The organism is Paenibacillus sp. LBL (genome assembly GCF_029893715.1).
GTDB classification, from domain to species: domain Bacteria; phylum Bacillota; class Bacilli; order Paenibacillales; family Paenibacillaceae; genus Paenibacillus_AQ; species Paenibacillus_AQ glucanolyticus.
On the sequence record NZ_JARXYU010000003.1, the window covers coordinates 59,769 to 77,504 of the forward strand.

Below are 17,736 nucleotides of genomic sequence, written 5' to 3' on the forward strand. Positions count from 1 at the left end.
TCATCACGCACACTAACGTGATGTAAGTGGTGTAAGTGTAAGTGATGATGATTTGGGCAGCGATGTAATGTTGCGAATAACTAAGTTGTGCAAGTGAAGTAAGTCGGGAAATTATTGTAAGTAGCACAGTGGTGCAAGTAATAATTGCAAATGATGCAATACATCCTGTGTATCCCATGCTAACGGACCCTAATGATCTTATTGGTCGAATTCAGCTCCATATTTAGAATTAACGGACTCCAGAGACGTTATCATAGGAATTTATCAGGAAAATGAAGCCTTTTTGGGGAATAAAGGATCCTGGGTCCCTTAGTTTCCTAAAAACCCCGTTTTTCCGCCAATAAGGTCCGCTGGGTCCGTTAGTTTTTCGGGTTGCAGTAATGCCTTGATTGCCCATGCTTTAGAGTACCAAATTTTATCCAGATGTCATCATTAGATGCTATTTCTGGTAGTTCGATGATGGGCAGCTGCACAATGAAGGCTGCATGGTCATAAGGTTACTTGCAATGGGGAAGTAACCGCACGGTAACAGCGATTCTAAAGATAAGTTGGCTGTATGTGTAAGCCCCCAGCCCCAGCCCTTGTGCTTACGCACCTAGCCTTGTGCATACGCCCCCAGCCCTTGTGCATACGCCCCCAGCCCTTGCGCTTACGCCCCCAGCCCTTGTGCAGACGCACCTAGCCTTGTGCATACGCACCTAGCCCTTGTGCATACGCACCTAGCCTTGTGCTTGCGCCCCCAGCCCTTGTGCATACGCACCTAGCCTTGTGCTTGCGCCCCCAGCCCTTGTGCATACGCACCTAGCCCTTGTACATACGCACCTAGCCCTTGTGCATACGCACCTAGCCTTGTGCTTACAGCACCTGCCCCATCATTACAACACCTTCTCCAAAAAGCTGATCGTACGCTCATGCTTCGGTCTGCCGAACACCTCTTCCGGCGGGCCTTCCTCGACGATATAACCGCCGTCCATGAAGATCACGCGATCGGCCACCTCGCGTGCGAAGCCCATCTCATGCGTGACAATTATCATCGTCATGCCCTCGCGTGCCAGATCCTTCATGACGCCGAGCACTTCGCCGACCATCTCCGGGTCCAGCGCCGATGTCGGCTCGTCAAACAGCATGATGTCCGGGTTCATTGCCAGCGCCCGGGCGATCGCTACGCGCTGCTTCTGACCGCCTGATAACTGGTTAGGGAATGCCTCGGCTTTATCCGAGAGGCCGACCTGCTCCAGCAGCTTGAGTGCCGTGGCACGCGCCTCGACCGAGTTCTGTTTACCCAGCTCCACCGGGGCAAAGGTAATGTTCTTCAGCACGTTAAAATGCGGGAACAGATTAAAATGCTGGAACACCATGCCGATGTTCTCCCGCGCCTTGTTGATGTTCGTTTTAGGGTCATTGATATCCCGGTCATGCACGAACACCTTGCCTGCTGTAATGTCATCCAGCCGGTTAATGCAGCGCAGGAACGTGCTCTTGCCGGAACCGGAAGGTCCGATGACACAGACAACCTCGCCTTCCTGAACCTGCATGTCGATGCCCTTCAGTACCTCATTGGTACCAAAATTCTTCTTCAATCCTTCAACGCGAATCTTATCCATGACGTACCTTCCTTTCCAGACGATCCGAAATTTTGGTCAAAATCGTGATGACGATCAAGTACATGATCGCAACGACCAGCCAGATGTCAAACGATGCAAAAGTTCTTGCAATAATGATCTTCCCGGACTGGGTCAGCTCGACCAGGCCGATAACCGACAGGATGGATGTATCCTTGAGCGTGATCACCAATTGGTTGATAAAGGTCGGAATCATGATTTTGATTGCCTGCGGAATAATGATTTTCATCATGGCTTTGCGGTATGGCAAACCGAGCGAACGGGCTGCTTCCATCTGCCCGCGGTCGATGGACTGGATGCCGCCGCGGATGATCTCCGTTACATAGGCTCCAGCATTAAGGCTTAGGGTCAGAACGGCTGCCACGATAGGCGACATGGTAAAACCGAATGCTTGAGGAATACCAAAGTAGATGAAGAAGGCAAGGACAAGCAAGGGGATGCCGCGGAAGATGTCCACGAATACGGTGGCAAGACCTCGAAGCCACTTATTACGTCCGACCTTCATGAAACCGAATATCAAGCCTAGGAAAAATGCAAAAAACAGGGACGCAAATGTCAGCAGCAGTGTATTGCCGAGGCCCTTCAACAAGGAAGGCAGCGACTCCACGATCAGTCCCCAGCGGCTTTGATCCACCGGTCCTACAGCGTTTTCGCCAATATATTTTTCCTTGATGCGATTATATTCTCCGTTTGCCTGCAGATTGACCAAGCCGGCGTTGAATTTCTCCAGCAGCTCCTGATTCTTCCCCTTGCTCACGGCAAATCCATAGGATGCACCGGGCTCCATATCCGTAACGATTTTTAGACCGTTGTTCTGTTTAACGCCATAGGCCAATACCGGAAAGTCGTCAAAGCAGGCAACGGAATTGCCGGTTTTGACGTCGTCATACATTTGAGCCGAATCGTCAAAAGGCACAATGGTAAAACCGTATTTGGAGGATATGGATTCCGCGAAGCTGTATCCCTCCGTACCGGTTTTGACCGCGACCTTTTTCCCTTTTAAATCCTCATATCCCTTGATGGACTCCTGATCCTGACGAATAGCCATGACCACGCCCGAGTTAAAATAAGGATCCGAGAAGTCAAACTTCTGCTTTCGCTCATCCGTGATGCTCATGCCCGCGATGACGCCGTCTACCTGATTGGCTTCCAGCGCTTGAACCGCAGCATTGAAGCCGAGCGGCTTGATTTCGTATTTGAAGTTTTGATCTTTGGCGATAGCATCGAGCAGATCCATATCGATACCGACAAAATTGCCGCTGGCATCCTGGAATTCAAACGGAGCAAACGTAACGTCCGTTCCGATCTGATAGGTTTTGCCGGAGGCAGGCTCTGCCGCAGCGCTTGCCGTCCCATATGGCATGCCAACTGCCATAAGGAGCAGCAGTGACATGAACGCGTATAACACCCGGGATGATTTCATAGTGACCTCCTCTTTTTAAACACCGTCGTAAGTTAGTTACCCATTGTTGCTTCCTTGTTAACAGCTGCTTCCTGCTTTATTTCGGTATCTTATTTTCCCAATGAACCAATCATGCCTAGAAATACCATCACATGGGGTCCCGAAAAATAAATTGAGGAAAAATCGCTAAACCGTTCACATCGGATGCAACATTTACCAATCCCGCCACGTTAGAAGGGTAAGTCAAGCATGGCAGCGATGCCAATATTGAAGGAGGCTGACAATAATGAAAAGATGGGTCAAACAAGTAGGTTCCATTATGATTGCAGGCGCACTGTTGACAGGCAGTACGGCTTTGGCAGGATTGAGCGGGGCAACCGAGGTGCATGCGGCGGAGGCAGCACAGCAAAATCTTCTCACCGTACTCGGTAAAGGCGAAATCTCGGTGAAGCCAGATATCGTATATCTTTCCATCGGGGCTGAATCGTATGCGGAAACCGCAAAATCCGCACAGAAGAGCAACGCGCTGAAAATGGATAAAGTGACCAAGCTGTTGAAGGAAACATGGAAAATTGATGACAAGGATATTAAAACCGAACAATTCTACGTACAGCCCAACTATACGTATTCCGATGAGAATGGCCGTAAAGTGAAAAACTACACAGCGTACCATTCCCTGGAAGTTACCCTTCGCGATTTGAGCAAAGTTGGAGACCTGCTGGATGCATCCGCTGATGCGGGGGCGAACTCCATTGGCAACGCCCGTTTCTCTGTTGAGAACCGCGATGCATTCGAAGCGCAGGTGATTGATAAAGCCATGGCAAATGCAGACCTTAAGGCTCAAGCTATGGCGAAAGCCTCCAAGCGTCAACTGGGTGTCGTGCTTAACATTGTGGAAGGCTCCGTTGGCGTAAATAACATCTATGGCCTCGAAAAAATGGAGATGGCGGCTCAATCCAATGCAGCGGACGCAGGCGCCAGCACATCCGTGAAGCCGGGCGAGATCAAAATCTCGACACAGCTGTATGTTCAATATGAGCTGAAATAGTCAATGTCTTTTCACTAAGCGTGCAGAGAACCGTTCATCCGGGTCATTACCGGGTGAGCGGTTTTCTTTGATTTATCTGATGCATTCACTCTGAAAACTGAAATACCATAATACGGTGCCATATCCGTACCTTCCCCTGTCGAAATACACAGAAAAGTGTTGTGTATAGGGGGAAAACGAGGTATAGTGAATATGCGAAAAACTGAACTTTGTTCTAAAGCGTAAAGCCATACCCATGGATATGGCTTTTTTCTCTTAGTAGAGACTTCTAGAGCTTCCCCTAAGAAACGGATCCTGCCCATCTGAGCAAGATAGGCAGTATAACCGTTTCTTCTTAGTGGAGCACGTTTTTGTGCATACTAGCAAGTAGGATTGGTACACTGGTACACATGGAATAGGTCACATTTTGAAGAAGGGGTTGATGCATGTGATTGAACTTGTCCAGATCGAGAAGCATTTTCAGGGACAAGCGGTCGTGCATCCGCTGTCGCTCTCCATTAAAGAAGGGGAATTCCTGACTTTGCTGGGCCCCAGCGGCTGCGGCAAAACGACGATTCTCCGAATGATAGCAGGATTCGAACAGCCTACCGAAGGACAGGTATTGCTGGCGGGTCAGAATGTGACGGATGTGCCTGCGAACAAGCGGGATTTAAATCTTGTATTCCAACACTATGCTCTGTTTCCGCATATGACCGTAGAAGATAACATTGCTTTTGGATTAAAAATGAAAAAAATGCCGCGTCAGCTCATCAAGGAACGTGTGGACGAGGCCGTGACGATGACACAGCTAACCCCACTGCGGGAACGCTTCCCGCATCAGCTGTCCGGAGGACAACAGCAGCGGGTAGCTATCGCACGTGCCATCGCCAACAAACCGAAGGTGCTGCTGCTCGATGAACCGCTGGGTGCACTGGACCTGCAGCTGCGCAAAAACCTGCAATCCGAGCTGAAGCATTTGCAGCGGACGCTGGGCATTACGTTTGTATATGTAACGCACGATCAGGAGGAAGCCATGATGCTGTCCGACCGGATCGTGATTATGAATCATGGACGGGTAGAACAAATCGGCACGCCGCGCGAGATCTACGCGAGGCCGCAAACGCTGTTTGCTGCCACTTTTGTTGGGGAGAATAATGTCTTCTCATCACCGGAAGGCCTCTTTGCCGTGCGGCCGGAGAAACTGGTTCCGCAGCGGGAGTCGGGTGCGAAGAAGAGCGGCGTGATTGAGGATGTGCAGTACCTCGGCAGTGTGCATAAGCTGCTGGTCCAGCTTGACAATGAGCCGATGAAGGTAACGATTGCCCTGGATATTTCGGATGATCGTCCTTGGGAGGTTGGTGAGCGGGTCGGGGTGAACTGGAGCACGAAGGATGAGGTGATCATCGGGCCATGAGGAAATCAAGGTTCCTGCTGACGCCGGTGCTGTTGTGGTTATCCCTGTTCCTGATCGTCCCGATGCTGATCGTGGTCGGCATCTCGTTTCTGTCGCGGGATTCGCTCGGTAATATCGTGTTTTCCTTCAGTCTGGAAGGATACAAGACCTTTTTTGATCCCTTATATTTAGGAATCTACTGGGATACCCTGGTACTGTCGCTGCTGACTACGGTGATCTGCTTGTTAGTCAGCTATCCTTTGGCCTATTATATAGCCAACGCTTCCCCGCGTATCCAGACATGGGGATTGATTCTGATCACCGTTCCGTTCTGGATCAACTTTCTGATTCGCACGTATGCCTGGGTTCTGCTTTTGCGAACGCAAGGCGTGGTGAACAGCCTGCTGTTATGGGTGGGGTGGATTGATGAGCCTATTCAGATGTTATATACGTATGGTGCCGTATTGCTTGGCATGGTGTATAACTTTATTCCCTTCATGGTGCTGCCGATTTATGTAGCGCTGGAGCAGATGGACAAGCGTCTCTTGGATGCGGCCAGCGATCTGGGTGCATCGAGGTGGAAGGCGTTTCGGCACATTACGCTGCCGCAGAGCAAATCCGGCATTATGACGGGTGCGGTTCTGGTGTATGTCTCGACCTCCGGGATGTTTGTAGTTACGGATATATTGGGAGGCGCGAAGTCCTCCATGATCAGTAATATTATTCAGTCACAGTTCCTGGGTGCAAGGAACTGGCCGTTTGGAGCGGCGTTGTCGGTGATTTTTGTCGCCACGTCCCTGGTGCTGATCCTGCTATTTAACCGGGCCATGCAAGCCCGCCATCAACGTGTAGGGGAGGGGAGATAAGTGAAGAAGAAGAATCATCCGCTGCTCGGGATTCACTCTTTCCTTATGATGGCTTTCATCTATGTACCCATCATTATGATCATTATCTATTCCTTCAACGATACGCGGCTGAGCGGAAACTGGGAAGGATTTACGTTGGATTGGTATGTATCGCTGTTCGAGAACCGGCATGTGATGGAAGCCCTGATGAACAGCTTGACGGTGGCCGTCATCTCTACGGTTGTATCCACCCTGCTGGGAACCGCAGCGGCACTCTCGCTCCGAAATATGGGCCGCAAAGGACGCAGCGGCATGAACGGGCTGTTATATCTGCCCGTCATTATCCCGGATATCATTATGGGGTTATCACTGCTCGTGTTGTTCAGCCAATTGAACATGCCGCTTGGCAAAACCACGGTAATTATTGCTCACATCACGTTCAGCCTGTCCTATGTCTACGTCGTGGTTACGGCCAGACTGTCCGGCATGGGCAAGCAGTTGGATGAGGCGGCTCAGGATTTGGGAGCCACGCCTTGGCAAACGTTCCGGCATGTAACGCTGCCGCAGATTGCACCGGGCATTATCTCCGGCGCTTTGATTGCTTTTACCCTGTCATTGGATGATTTCATGGTCAGCTTTTTTGTCGCTGGTCCAAGCTCAACGACGCTGCCGATCTATATTTACGCGCAGGTGAAACGAGGCATCTCGCCTGAGATCAACGCGCTGTGTACGCTGCTCATTCTGGTGAGCATTACGCTGATCCTGTTAGCCCAATACATTCTCAACCGCGGCAACGGTCAGAAGAAGCACAAAACATTGCCGATCTAAGCGATACGAACGCTTTTTTCGAATAGAATATGGAAGTGGAAAGAGAGGAGATATTGAATTGAACAAATCGAGATGGACCCGCCTGCTGATGGCAGGTATGGTTGCAGTATTGTCTGTAGGACTCCTGGCTGCTTGCGGCTCGGATAAGGAAACTCTTCATATTTACAGCTGGGCTGACAACTTCGACCCTGAGGTGCTGAAGGACTTCGAAGAGAAGTTTGACGTGAAGGTAACCTACGACAATTATGCAAACAACGAAGATCTGCTGGCTAAGATCAAAGCTGGCGGCAGTGGTTATGATCTCATTCAGCCGTCCGATTATATGGTGAAAACCATGATTGAATCGGAGCTGCTTGAGCCGCTTGAGATGAATAATATCCCGAACTTCGTCAATATTACGGATACGTTTAAAGATCCTTCTTATGACCCGGGCAATAAATATTCGATCGTTTACACGTCCGGTGTAACGGGAATTGCATATAACAAGAAGTACGTGAAAGACGAGATCAAAAGCTGGGGAGATCTCTGGAACCCGGAATACAAGGGCAAAGTCCTGCTTCTGGATGACAACCGGGAGATGATTGGCATGGCACTTAAGAAGCAGGGGAAATCCAACAGCAGTAAAGATGAAGCGGAGATTATCGCTGCATCTGATGAGCTGAAGACGCTGCTGCCTAACGTGCTTGCATTTGATACGGATAATATCAAGCAGAAGATGATTCAGGAAGAAGGCTGGATTGCTACGGTTTGGTCCGGAGACGCGGCGTTTATCGCGGCGGAGAATCCGGATGTGGCATATGTCGTGCCTGAAGAAGGAGCGACCATCTTCTCGGACAACTACGCGATTCCTAAAGGTGCGAAGAATAAGGAGCTGGCCGAGAAATTCATTAACTTCATGCTGGAGCCTGAAGTCAGCGCCAAGAACTATGAATTTATCGGATACAGCAATCCGAACACCAAAGCGATGGAATTCCATAGCGAGGAATATCGCGCCAATACCATGATCAACCTGACGGAAGAGGAGCTGCGTCGTACCGAATGGCTCGACAATGTCGGCGATTCCCTGTCCATCTATGATCGTTTGTGGACCGAGCTGAAGAGCGGTCGATAAGAAATATGTATTTCTTCATATTAACTGCAATATAGAAAACCTGCCCCTCAAGGGGGCAGGTTTTTTTATGTTATAAAAATTGAATCTTAAGACCTATAAATAAGTGTGGAAGATCGCTTATACGAATTTTCCCATAACTTTCGGGGCCTTTTCATTGTTATATATAAAGAGTGGAAATACGCCATTTTGATATGGATTCTGAATGGTTTAAACAAGTCGGGATAAAGACAGTATGAATTCTCTGGCTGCTTGCTGCTTTTAGCTATATATTTGCAGTGGTTGTGACTGGATGTTTTCCAGAAAAAGCCCCTTGCGCTTACTGTTGATAAACATTGAAGGAGCACTTGGGGGTATTGCTTATCATTCCATTGGTTTACGTTGTCCGGGTCCGTGAAATGTTCATGTTTACGGGCGCATGACATCATTGTTTTGTGTTCATTAGTATAACGAGGCCCATACTGAAAGATAAGCAAGAATATATAGGTCCTTTAGCATGGAGTCAAAATTGTCATTGACTTTGTTACCAATAGATTGAAAGCTTTCCTTATAATGAATGAGGGTAATAGAGTAACAACTAACGGAAACTTATTTTAACAAAGGTGGAATTCTAATATGAATCCTAAATTTCGTGTATGTGCATCCTTAATTGCAACTAGTGTCCTGCTTGGCAGTCTTGGTTTGAGTGGACAGGTGATCGATGCAAGCACCTCTAAGGCATCCGTTTCCGCCAGTCAAAAATCGTCGAAGAATGAAGTTGTATTGAAATGGAATGGCAAAACCTTATCACAGAAGGGCATCGTGCTGCATGGGGTAACCTATGTTCCGGCAACCGCTTTACGGGATGGTCTGGGAATGCCTCTTAAATATGATGCGAAGAATCGGACCTACACGCTGGGTAACGGATATAACAAGTTGAGCGCCGTCGTATATGATGCGAGTGAAATCGGTATTTTGGTGAACGGAGCTTATGTTGGTGAGCCAGGCGGACAGATTATCAACGGTCGTCTGTATATGCCGTTCAAAACGATCAGCGAATATATGGGAGTTCAGGGACAGTGGAATCCTTCCTTGAAAACACTCAGCATGACGCAGAAAAAGCAAAACGACATTCAAATCAAATCGACTGCGCTGAAAAAGAAAATTCAAGGCGTTGATGCCGTTGTGAATTATCCGGTTATCAGTGGCCTCGGTAACACTGAGGTGCAGGCAGAGATCAACAAAGTGCTAAAAGAAAATGCATCCGGCGTCATCACGGGCGCTGAAGGAAATGTGGGCACACTCCCGCCATCGGGAACAGATTTTCCGTATGAATTCAGCGGTGATTATGTAGTTCATTACAATCAGGATGGCATCCTGAGCATTACGGCGTACGATTATTCGTACACGGGCGGTGCTCATGGCATGACCTTCCGCAAGAGCTTCACCTTCTCACTGAAGGACGGCAAGCAAATGAAGCTGGGCGATTTCATCAACATGCAGGGCAAGAACAAGCAGAAGATGAACAACCTTGTGCTGAGCAAGCTGAAGAAAGAGGGAGGTTATCTCGGCGGTTTTGAGGGAGTGCCTGCCGATGCCGACTTCTATGTGAAGGATAACGCGGCGGTACTGTACTTCCAGCTTTATGAGTACACGGCGTATGCCTATGGATTCCCTGAGTTTGAGTTCAAGCTGAAGGAATGGAAGTAAGACTCGATCAATCAGTTTGTATTAGCTGAAATCATTTTTAATACTATAGCTTGTTTAGATACATGATGTTGTCCTGATGTTAACACTGTGCTGGAACTAGTTGCGAAAAATCCCTTGATAACTGGAGAGTACACTCCTGCTCCTTATTCTCAGGGGATTTTTGTGTTTATCGAGAGGCTTGCCTCGATGGTGACTTATATGGTTTGTACACCGTGCGCACTGCTCCCTGTGAGCACGGTGTATGGTCCGGGGGTAAAATGCCATAAGTCGCCCTATGCGATATCGGATGCCATCCGTTTATGGACGCAGAGAGTGAGGGGAGCACATTAGGCTGTGCGCAACCAATTACCCTTGCAAGGAACCCTACATAGGTTTTCCTCTATTCCCGTCCCCACAAGTTAAGGCAGGTCTTTTAGGAGGGGGATGGTCTTACCTTCTTTATGTTTTATTGAAAAGAGTCGTACCGAAGTGAGAGTATCCTCGGAGGAGCATCTCGTTCGCCTTTGAAATCGGGAAACCTCCTTATCTGTTCATTCATGTTTCCCGATTTCAACAGCGACCGGAGGGGATGCTCTCACGATTTAGTACTCGAAGTTTTCAATGAATCCAGAGGATAAGAAAGGGCAGGCACCGGATAACGGCGCCTGCCCTTTCCTTGCATTCTTTTATAGTCCCTGCGGTGGTGTATTTTCCAGTACTTGATCGATAAGACCATATTCCTTGGCTTCATCAGCCGTCATGAAGTAGTCACGATCGGTATCCTTCTCAATGCGCTCCAGCGGTTGGCCGGTACGATCGGACAGGATGCGGTTCAGCTTGTCGCGCATCTTGAGGATGCGGCGAGCACGGATCTCGATATCCGTGGCCTGACCTTGTGCGCCGCCGAGCGGCTGGTGAATCATGATCTCGCTGTTAGGCAGACCATAACGTTTGCCTTTAGCGCCTGCATTCAGCAGGAATGCGCCCATGGAAGCAGCCATGCCGACACAGATCGTCGAAACGTCCGGCTTGATGAACTGCATCGTATCGAATATCGCCATACCTGCGGTAATGGAACCGCCTGGGCTGTTGATGTAAAGATGAATATCCTTCTCGGGATCCTCAGCCGACAAGAACAGCATTTGGGCAATGATGGAATTGGCGACCACGTCATTTACGTCGGAGCCGAGGAAGATAATGCGGTCTTTCAGCAATCTGGAATAGATGTCGTACGCCCGCTCACCGCGGTTGCTTTGTTCAACGACCATAGGTATAAAACTCACGTGGAAAACCTCCTCTTAAGTACCTCATATAAATACTGTTACCGTATTACCCACATGATAAACAATTTAAATCAAAAAGTCAAAGAAAGTCAAACTATTGGGTAAAAAAAAGAGCCGTCATGGGCACTTTGGGGTAATCAGTATATAGAAAAAGTAAAAATGGCGCGCCCGCGAGGAATCGAACCTCGATCTCAGGCTCCGGAGGCCTACGTCATATCCATTGGACCACGGGCGCATAATAAAAAGGTCTATCGACGTACATTCAAAGAAGACAGACCGCGTTTAGCGGTAGATTTTCTTGCGATATCAGGAAGCTGACTCTGCGATGTATATACTTTCTGATATCTAAAAAATTAGCAACGAAGTTGATTATACCGCATCTATTTCGAAAATACAATAGCGGACAAAACTTTGTTCCTACTATATAGACAAGCTTGCATTTGGCCATAATGTATAAGAATGGCTGGGGCAGAGAAATATACTTTCGGACACTTGCAACGGGCGTGATTATTGGTTAGAATAAAGGTGGGACTCAAAAAGTTTAACTGGGACATTTTACGGCCCGATAGAGGAGAGCCGAGACGAAGTTTGCAGGAGTGGAATGCATGCGTAACCTATTAGAAATACAAGAGCAACTTCTGCCGGATCTGATGAACACTCTTAAACGAAGGTATTCCATCCTTCATCAGATCAAGTTGTCCGGAATGGTTGGCCGAAGAACGCTGGCTTCATCACTCTCGATGACCGAGCGTGTCCTCAGGGCAGAGACTGATCTTCTGAAAGCGCAGGGGCTGATCGAGATTGAGACGCTTGGCATGCGAATCAGCAGTGCAGGATTATGCTTGGTTGAGGAACTTGAACCGGTCATGAATGAGTTGTTCGGATTGGTTGAACTGGAAGAGAAGATCCGTCAGGCTTATGGGCTTCGTAAAGTGGTCATTATTCCCGGTGACAGTGAGTCATCTCCGGAAGTCAAACGTGAGCTTGGCCGGGCCGGCGCAAGGACGCTGCTTAGTTTTGTGGAGGATGGAGATACAATCGCCGTAACAGGCGGCTCTACACTCGCTGAAGTGGCGGAGCAGATGTCATCGTTGCCTGGTGGCGGACCGCTCAGAAGCACGTGGTTTGTGCCTGCGCGCGGAGGCCTCGGAGAGAGCATGGAGATTCAAGCGAACACCATTGCTTCCAAGATGGCAAAGCGTGTTGGGGCTGAATACCGTTTGCTCCATGTGCCTGATCTGCTAAGCGAGGATGCTTATCAGTCTCTTGTTCAGGATCAGCATATCCAGGAGATTGTGGATGTAATTCGGCGCTGCCGGGTCATTATACACGGCATCGGCGACGCGATGGAGATGGCGAGACGACGCAAGCTGGATGAAGGCTCCATTCAGAACTTGCAGGCAGATGGCGCGATTGCTGAATCATTCGGCTATTATTTCAGCGAAGAAGGCGAAGTTGTGCATAAGATGCTTACCCTCGGACTTCGGCTTGAGGACATTATGCGAACAGAGACGATCATCGGCATTGCCGGCGGCCAAGGCAAGGGCAAAGCGATTCACGCCGTGCTGAAATTCGGACATGAGGACATCCTCGTGACGGATGAAGCGGCAGCGTTGGAGCTTGAGAAGGAAATCGATGCCGCCATTTGATTGAGTCCAGAAATTTAGAGCACCACAGTTTTTACAAACCTTGTTGTCTTGATTGATCTTATGGTCAATCTTGAATATATAAATTTTACAAATATGGAGGGAACTACTCATGGTTAAAGTAGGTATTAACGGTTTTGGACGTATTGGACGTAACGTGTTCCGCGCTGCGCTGAACAACAGCGAAGTTGAAATCGTGGCAATCAACGATTTGACGGACGTGAAAACACTGGCACACCTTTTGAAATATGACACAACTCACGGCAGACTTGACGCACAAGTAGAAGCTAAAGAAGGCGCACTTGTGGTAAACGGCCGCGAAGTGAAAGTATTCGCTGAGCGTAACCCTGAAGCATTGCCTTGGGCTGAGTACGGCGTAGAAATCGTTGTAGAATCCACTGGTATTTTCACAGCGAAAGACAAAGCTTCCGCTCACTTGAAAGGCGGCGCTAAGAAAGTTATCATCTCCGCTCCGGCTACAGACGAGGATATCACCATCGTTATGGGCGTTAACGAAGATAAATACGATGCTGCTAACCACACCATCATCTCTAACGCTTCTTGTACAACGAACTGCTTGGCTCCTTTCGCTAAGGTTCTTGACGAGAAATTCGGTATCGTGAAAGGTATGATGAATACTATTCACTCTTACACGAATGACCAGCAAGTGCTTGATCTGCCGCACAAAGACCTGCGTCGTGCTCGTGCAGCTGCTGAGAACATCATTCCATCCACAACAGGTGCTGCTAAAGCGGTTGGTCTCGTACTGCCACATCTGAAAGGCAAGCTGAACGGCATGTCGATGCGTGTACCTACGAAGAACGTTTCTGTAACTGACCTTGTAGTAGAACTGTCCCAAAACGTTACGCTTGAAGATGTGAACGGCGCGCTGAAAGAAGCTTCTGAAGGCCCACTGAAAGGCATCTTGAACTACTCCGATGAGCCGCTTGTATCCAGCGACTACAATGGTGACCCGGCTTCTTCCACTATCGATTCGCTCTCCACTATGGTGGTTGGCGACAACATGGTGAAAGTCGTTTCCTGGTATGACAACGAGTGGGGCTACTCCAACCGTGTCGTTGACCTCGCTGCTTACATCGCAAGCAAAGGTCTGTAATTGATCTAGCCATCCAATCGAAGAGGAGTTCCGTTCACGGGTCTCCTCTTTGGTTCATGGTTTTTACTTGTTTCATGCCAGAGCACTGGGAAGAATAGATCATATCCGGGCGCTGGTGAGACGATAGAGAGAGAAACGGGAGCAACTGCATGCTGTCGGTGAGGAGAATAGTTTTCTTAGGAGGAACGTGGAGATGAACAAGAAAAGTGTACGTGATGTAGAAGTAAGCGGCAAACGGGTGTTTGTCCGCGTCGATTTCAATGTACCGCTCGAAGATGGTAAAATTACAGACGACACTCGTATTCGTGAGACTTTGCCGACGATCAACTACCTGGTGGAGCAAGGAGCGAAAGTTATCCTGGCCAGCCACATGGGTCGTCCCAAAGGAGAGGTCGTTGAATCTTTGCGCCTGACTCCGGCAAGCGAACGTTTGTCCGAATTGCTCGGCAAACCGGTAGCCAAAGCGGATGAAGCGGTAGGGGAAGCAGTAAAAGCACAAGTAAACCAGCTGCAAAACGGCGACGTGCTCGTGCTTGAAAATGTTCGTTTTTACCCTGGTGAAGAGAAGAATGATCCGGAACTTGCGAAGCAGTTCGCAGAGCTTGCTGATCTGTTCGTGAACGACGCGTTTGGTGCTGCTCACCGTGCGCACGCTTCGACAGAAGGTATTGCTCATCATCTTCCGGCTGTATCGGGATTGTTGATGGAGAAAGAGCTGTCCGTTCTCGGCAAAGCCCTTTCGAATCCGGATCGTCCTTTTACCGCGATCATCGGTGGATCGAAGGTTAAAGACAAAATCGACGTGATCGACAATCTGCTTACGCTTGCTGACAATGTCATCATCGGCGGTGGACTTGCTTACACGTTCTTCAAAGCTCAAGGCCATGAAATCGGTCAATCTCTGCTCGATAAAGAGAAGCTTGATGTTGCGCTCGGTTTCATCGAGAAAGCCAAAGAGCTGGGTAAAAACTTCTACCTGCCGGAAGATATCGTGGTTACGGACGAGTTCAGCGCAGATGCGAATACAAAGATTGTTGGCATCGACGGCATTCCAGCAGACTGGGAAGGCGTTGACATCGGTCCTAAGACTCGTGCCAAGTATGCAGAAGTGATCAAAAACTCGAAGCTTGTCGTGTGGAACGGTCCTATGGGCGTATTCGAAATCGCTCCGTTCTCAAACGGTACTCGTGAAGTTGCACAAGCTTGTGCGGAAACGGAAGCTTACACGATTATCGGTGGCGGCGATTCTGCTGCAGCAGCTGAGAAATTCGGTCTGGCTGACAAGATGGACCACATCTCCACAGGCGGCGGTGCATCTCTTGAGTTCATGGAAGGCAAAGAACTTCCTGGTGTTGTGGCACTGAACGATAAATAGATTTATGATATAAGATGGTAGCAAGTGGATGAAGTTTGAACCCCGGCTCTTCGGGGGGAATAAAGGAGTGAATCGTGTGAGAACACCTATCATAGCGGGTAACTGGAAGATGTTCAAAACTGTTCCGGAAGCAACCGCATTTTTCGAAGATGTAAAAGGCAAAGCAGAAGTTGAAGGCGTGGAAAGCGTAATTTGCGCGCCGTTCACCACTCTTCCTGCTCTGGTTGAAGCTGCAAAGGGCACGAACATCAAAATTGGTGCACAAAATCTTCATTTTGAAGATAATGGTGCCTTTACAGGCGAAATCAGCGGTTTGATGCTGAAGGATCTGGGCGTGGATTATGTCATTATCGGACATTCCGAGCGTCGTCAGTATTTTGCAGAGACCGATGAGATCGTGAACAAGAAAGTACATGCGGCGTTCCGTCATGGTCTTCTTCCGATCGTATGTGTCGGCGAGAAGCTGGAAGAACGCGAAGCAGGCCAAACCAAAGACGTGTGCAAAGTACAGACTGAAGCCGCGTTCGCAGGTATTCCTGCTGATCAAGCCATTCATGTTGTTATTGCTTACGAACCTATCTGGGCTATCGGTACAGGCAAATCCTCAACAGCTGAGGACGCTAACGAAGTAATCGCTTATATCCGCGAACTCGTAAAAGGCCTGTATGGTGAAAGTGTCGCAGCACTGGTGCGTATTCAATACGGCGGCAGTGTGAAGCCTGAAAATGTAACGGAGTATATGGGACAAAGCGACATCGACGGCGCGCTCGTTGGTGGTGCAAGTCTACAACCGGCTTCCTACATCGCACTCGTTGAGGGGGCGAAGTAGATGTCAGCTCCAAGACCCGTAGCTCTGATCATCATGGACGGTTTCGGGCTTCGCAACACCGATGTGGGTAATGCGGTCGCTCAAGCGAACAAACCCAATTACGACCGGTATTTGAAGCAATACCCGAACACAACATTGACCGCTTGCGGCGAAGCTGTTGGCTTGCCGGAAGGTCAAATGGGGAACTCCGAAGTGGGTCACCTGAACATTGGCGCAGGCCGGATTGTGTATCAGGACTTGACTCGCATCACGAAGTCGATTCGTGAAGGAGAATTCTTCGAGAACGATACGTTGGTGGAAGCCGTTCGCGCAGCTAAGAACAACAGCAAGAAATTGCATCTGTACGGACTTGTGTCCGACGGCGGCGTGCACAGTCACATTGAGCATATGTTTGCGATGCTGGATCTTTGCAAGAAGGAAGATTTCCATGACGTATACATCCATGGCTTCATGGATGGACGCGATGTGGCACCGGACAGCGGCAAGCAGTTTGTTAAGGATCTGATCGCGAAGATTGAAGAAGTGGGCGTTGGCCAAATCGCTACACTCTCCGGTCGTTATTATGCGATGGACCGTGACAAGCGTTGGGATCGTGTCGAGAAAGCATACCGTGCTATGGTATACGGCGAAGGACCTCAATACACGGATCCGCTGAAAGCCATCACCGAATCTTACGAGAAATCGGTTTATGATGAATTCGTGGAACCGACCGTGATTGTGAACGGTGAGGGCGAGCCGGTAAGCCTGGTGGAGAGCGGAGATTCCGTTATCTTCCTGAACTACCGTCCTGACCGTGCGATTCAGCTGTCCCAAGTGTTTACGAACAATGATTTTCGCGGTTTTGAACGTGGACCGAAGTTCCCGCAAAACCTGCATTTTGTCTGCCTGACGTTGTTCAGCGAGACGGTGGAAGGCTTCGTAGCCTACAAGCCGAAGAATCTGGACAACACCCTCGGTGAAGTGCTGGTTCAGCACAACAAAAAGCAGCTGCGTATTGCGGAAACCGAGAAGTATCCACACGTGACGTTTTTCTTCAGCGGTGGACGCGATGTGGAGCTTCCAGGCGAAACGCGCGTACTGATCAATTCACCGAAGGTCGCGACGTATGACCTGCAGCCGGAGATGAGCGCTTATGAGGTGGCGGATGCTTGTGTGCGAGAGATCGAAGCGGATAAGCATGATGCGATCATCCTGAACTTTGCGAACCCGGACATGGTAGGTCACTCCGGTATGCTGGAGCCAACAATCAAGGCTGTTGAAACCACAGACGAATGTGTTGGAAAGGTTGTCGAGGCTGTTTTGGCAAAAGGCGGGGTTGTTCTGATCACCGCTGACCACGGAAATGCGGACATGGTATTTGACGAGAATGGGCGTCCATTCACAGCGCATACCACGAACCCGGTTCCGTTCATCGTAACGGATGAGAACGTAACGCTGCGTGAAGGCGGCATTCTTGCCGACATCGCACCAACGATTCTCGATCTGATGGGTCTGCCGAAGCCGGACGAAATGACGGGAACCTCCATGATTGCAGCACGGAAGTAAGTCGTTCATAATGGAACGTAAACATAACATTTAAAGGAGACTATACAC

14 protein-coding genes and 1 tRNA gene are annotated in these 17,736 nt (G+C 49.2%); 11 read left to right on the top strand and 4 right to left on the bottom strand.

Annotation, left to right across the window (positions count from 1 at the left end; translation table 11 throughout):
• Positions 1-875: 875 nt before the first annotated feature.
• On the bottom strand, positions 876-1,604 hold the full coding sequence (locus M2277_RS08815; RefSeq protein WP_280754606.1) for an amino acid ABC transporter ATP-binding protein: 729 nt from the start codon (positions 1,602-1,604) through the stop codon (positions 876-878).
• Positions 1,597-2,985 (bottom strand): amino acid ABC transporter substrate-binding protein/permease, encoded by a 1,389-nt coding sequence (locus M2277_RS08820; RefSeq protein WP_231888101.1) that lies wholly within the window; start codon positions 2,983-2,985, stop codon positions 1,597-1,599. Before M2277_RS08820 ends, M2277_RS08815 begins: the two co-directional genes overlap by 8 nt.
• A 325-nt stretch (positions 2,986-3,310) precedes the next feature.
• Between M2277_RS08820 and M2277_RS08825 the strand changes: the two genes are divergently transcribed.
• From M2277_RS08825 to M2277_RS08850, 6 genes are all read left to right on the top strand, one after another.
• Positions 3,311-4,072 carry an SIMPL domain-containing protein gene (locus tag M2277_RS08825; RefSeq protein ID WP_006207574.1) on the top strand — a complete coding sequence of 254 codons (762 nt, stop codon included), beginning with the start codon at positions 3,311-3,313 and terminating at the stop codon, positions 4,070-4,072.
• Positions 4,073-4,493: 421 nt separating this feature from the next.
• Positions 4,494-5,465 carry an ABC transporter ATP-binding protein gene (locus M2277_RS08830; protein WP_036644269.1) on the top strand — a complete coding sequence of 324 codons (972 nt, stop codon included), beginning with the start codon at positions 4,494-4,496 and terminating at the stop codon, positions 5,463-5,465.
• Complete coding sequence (locus tag M2277_RS08835; protein WP_036644271.1) at positions 5,462-6,310, top strand: ABC transporter permease; 849 nt, start codon at positions 5,462-5,464, stop codon at positions 6,308-6,310. The genes M2277_RS08830 and M2277_RS08835 overlap by 4 nt, the downstream gene beginning before the upstream one ends.
• Positions 6,311-7,117 (top strand): ABC transporter permease, encoded by an 807-nt coding sequence (locus tag M2277_RS08840; RefSeq protein WP_036644275.1) that lies wholly within the window; start codon positions 6,311-6,313, stop codon positions 7,115-7,117.
• A 58-nt stretch (positions 7,118-7,175) separates the two neighbouring features.
• Positions 7,176-8,228, top strand: coding sequence for an ABC transporter substrate-binding protein (locus M2277_RS08845; RefSeq protein ID WP_036644278.1), 1,053 nt, complete (start codon positions 7,176-7,178; stop codon positions 8,226-8,228).
• A 612-nt stretch (positions 8,229-8,840) separates the two neighbouring features.
• A complete protein-coding gene (locus M2277_RS08850) occupies positions 8,841-9,914 on the top strand; it encodes a PdaC/SigV domain-containing protein (protein ID WP_280754607.1) in 1,074 nt (357 codons plus the stop codon).
• 665 nt (positions 9,915-10,579) lie between these two features.
• Here M2277_RS08850 and clpP read toward each other — a convergent pair.
• Both clpP and M2277_RS08860 read right to left on the bottom strand, forming a co-directional pair.
• A complete protein-coding gene (gene clpP / locus M2277_RS08855; RefSeq protein ID WP_006207581.1) occupies positions 10,580-11,176 on the bottom strand; it encodes an ATP-dependent Clp endopeptidase proteolytic subunit ClpP in 597 nt (198 codons plus the stop codon).
• A 160-nt stretch (positions 11,177-11,336) separates the two neighbouring features.
• A tRNA-Arg gene (locus M2277_RS08860) sits at positions 11,337-11,411 on the bottom strand.
• Positions 11,412-11,781: 370 nt separating this feature from the next.
• Here M2277_RS08860 and M2277_RS08865 point away from each other — a divergent pair.
• From M2277_RS08865 to gpmI, 5 genes are all read left to right on the top strand, one after another.
• Positions 11,782-12,825, top strand: coding sequence for a sugar-binding transcriptional regulator (locus M2277_RS08865; RefSeq protein ID WP_006207582.1), 1,044 nt, complete (start codon positions 11,782-11,784; stop codon positions 12,823-12,825).
• Positions 12,826-12,934: 109 nt separating this feature from the next.
• Positions 12,935-13,939 (top strand): type I glyceraldehyde-3-phosphate dehydrogenase, encoded by a 1,005-nt coding sequence (gene gap, locus M2277_RS08870; RefSeq protein WP_006207583.1) that lies wholly within the window; start codon positions 12,935-12,937, stop codon positions 13,937-13,939.
• A 193-nt stretch (positions 13,940-14,132) separates the two neighbouring features.
• A complete protein-coding gene (locus M2277_RS08875) occupies positions 14,133-15,314 on the top strand; it encodes a phosphoglycerate kinase (RefSeq protein ID WP_006207584.1) in 1,182 nt (393 codons plus the stop codon).
• A 76-nt stretch (positions 15,315-15,390) separates the two neighbouring features.
• Positions 15,391-16,143: a triose-phosphate isomerase gene (tpiA, locus tag M2277_RS08880; protein ID WP_006207585.1), complete on the top strand. Its 753-nt coding sequence runs from the start codon at positions 15,391-15,393 to the stop codon at positions 16,141-16,143.
• Positions 16,144-17,688 (top strand): 2,3-bisphosphoglycerate-independent phosphoglycerate mutase, encoded by a 1,545-nt coding sequence (gpmI, locus tag M2277_RS08885; protein WP_006207586.1) that lies wholly within the window; start codon positions 16,144-16,146, stop codon positions 17,686-17,688. It begins immediately after the preceding gene.
• Positions 17,689-17,736 lie beyond the last annotated feature (48 nt).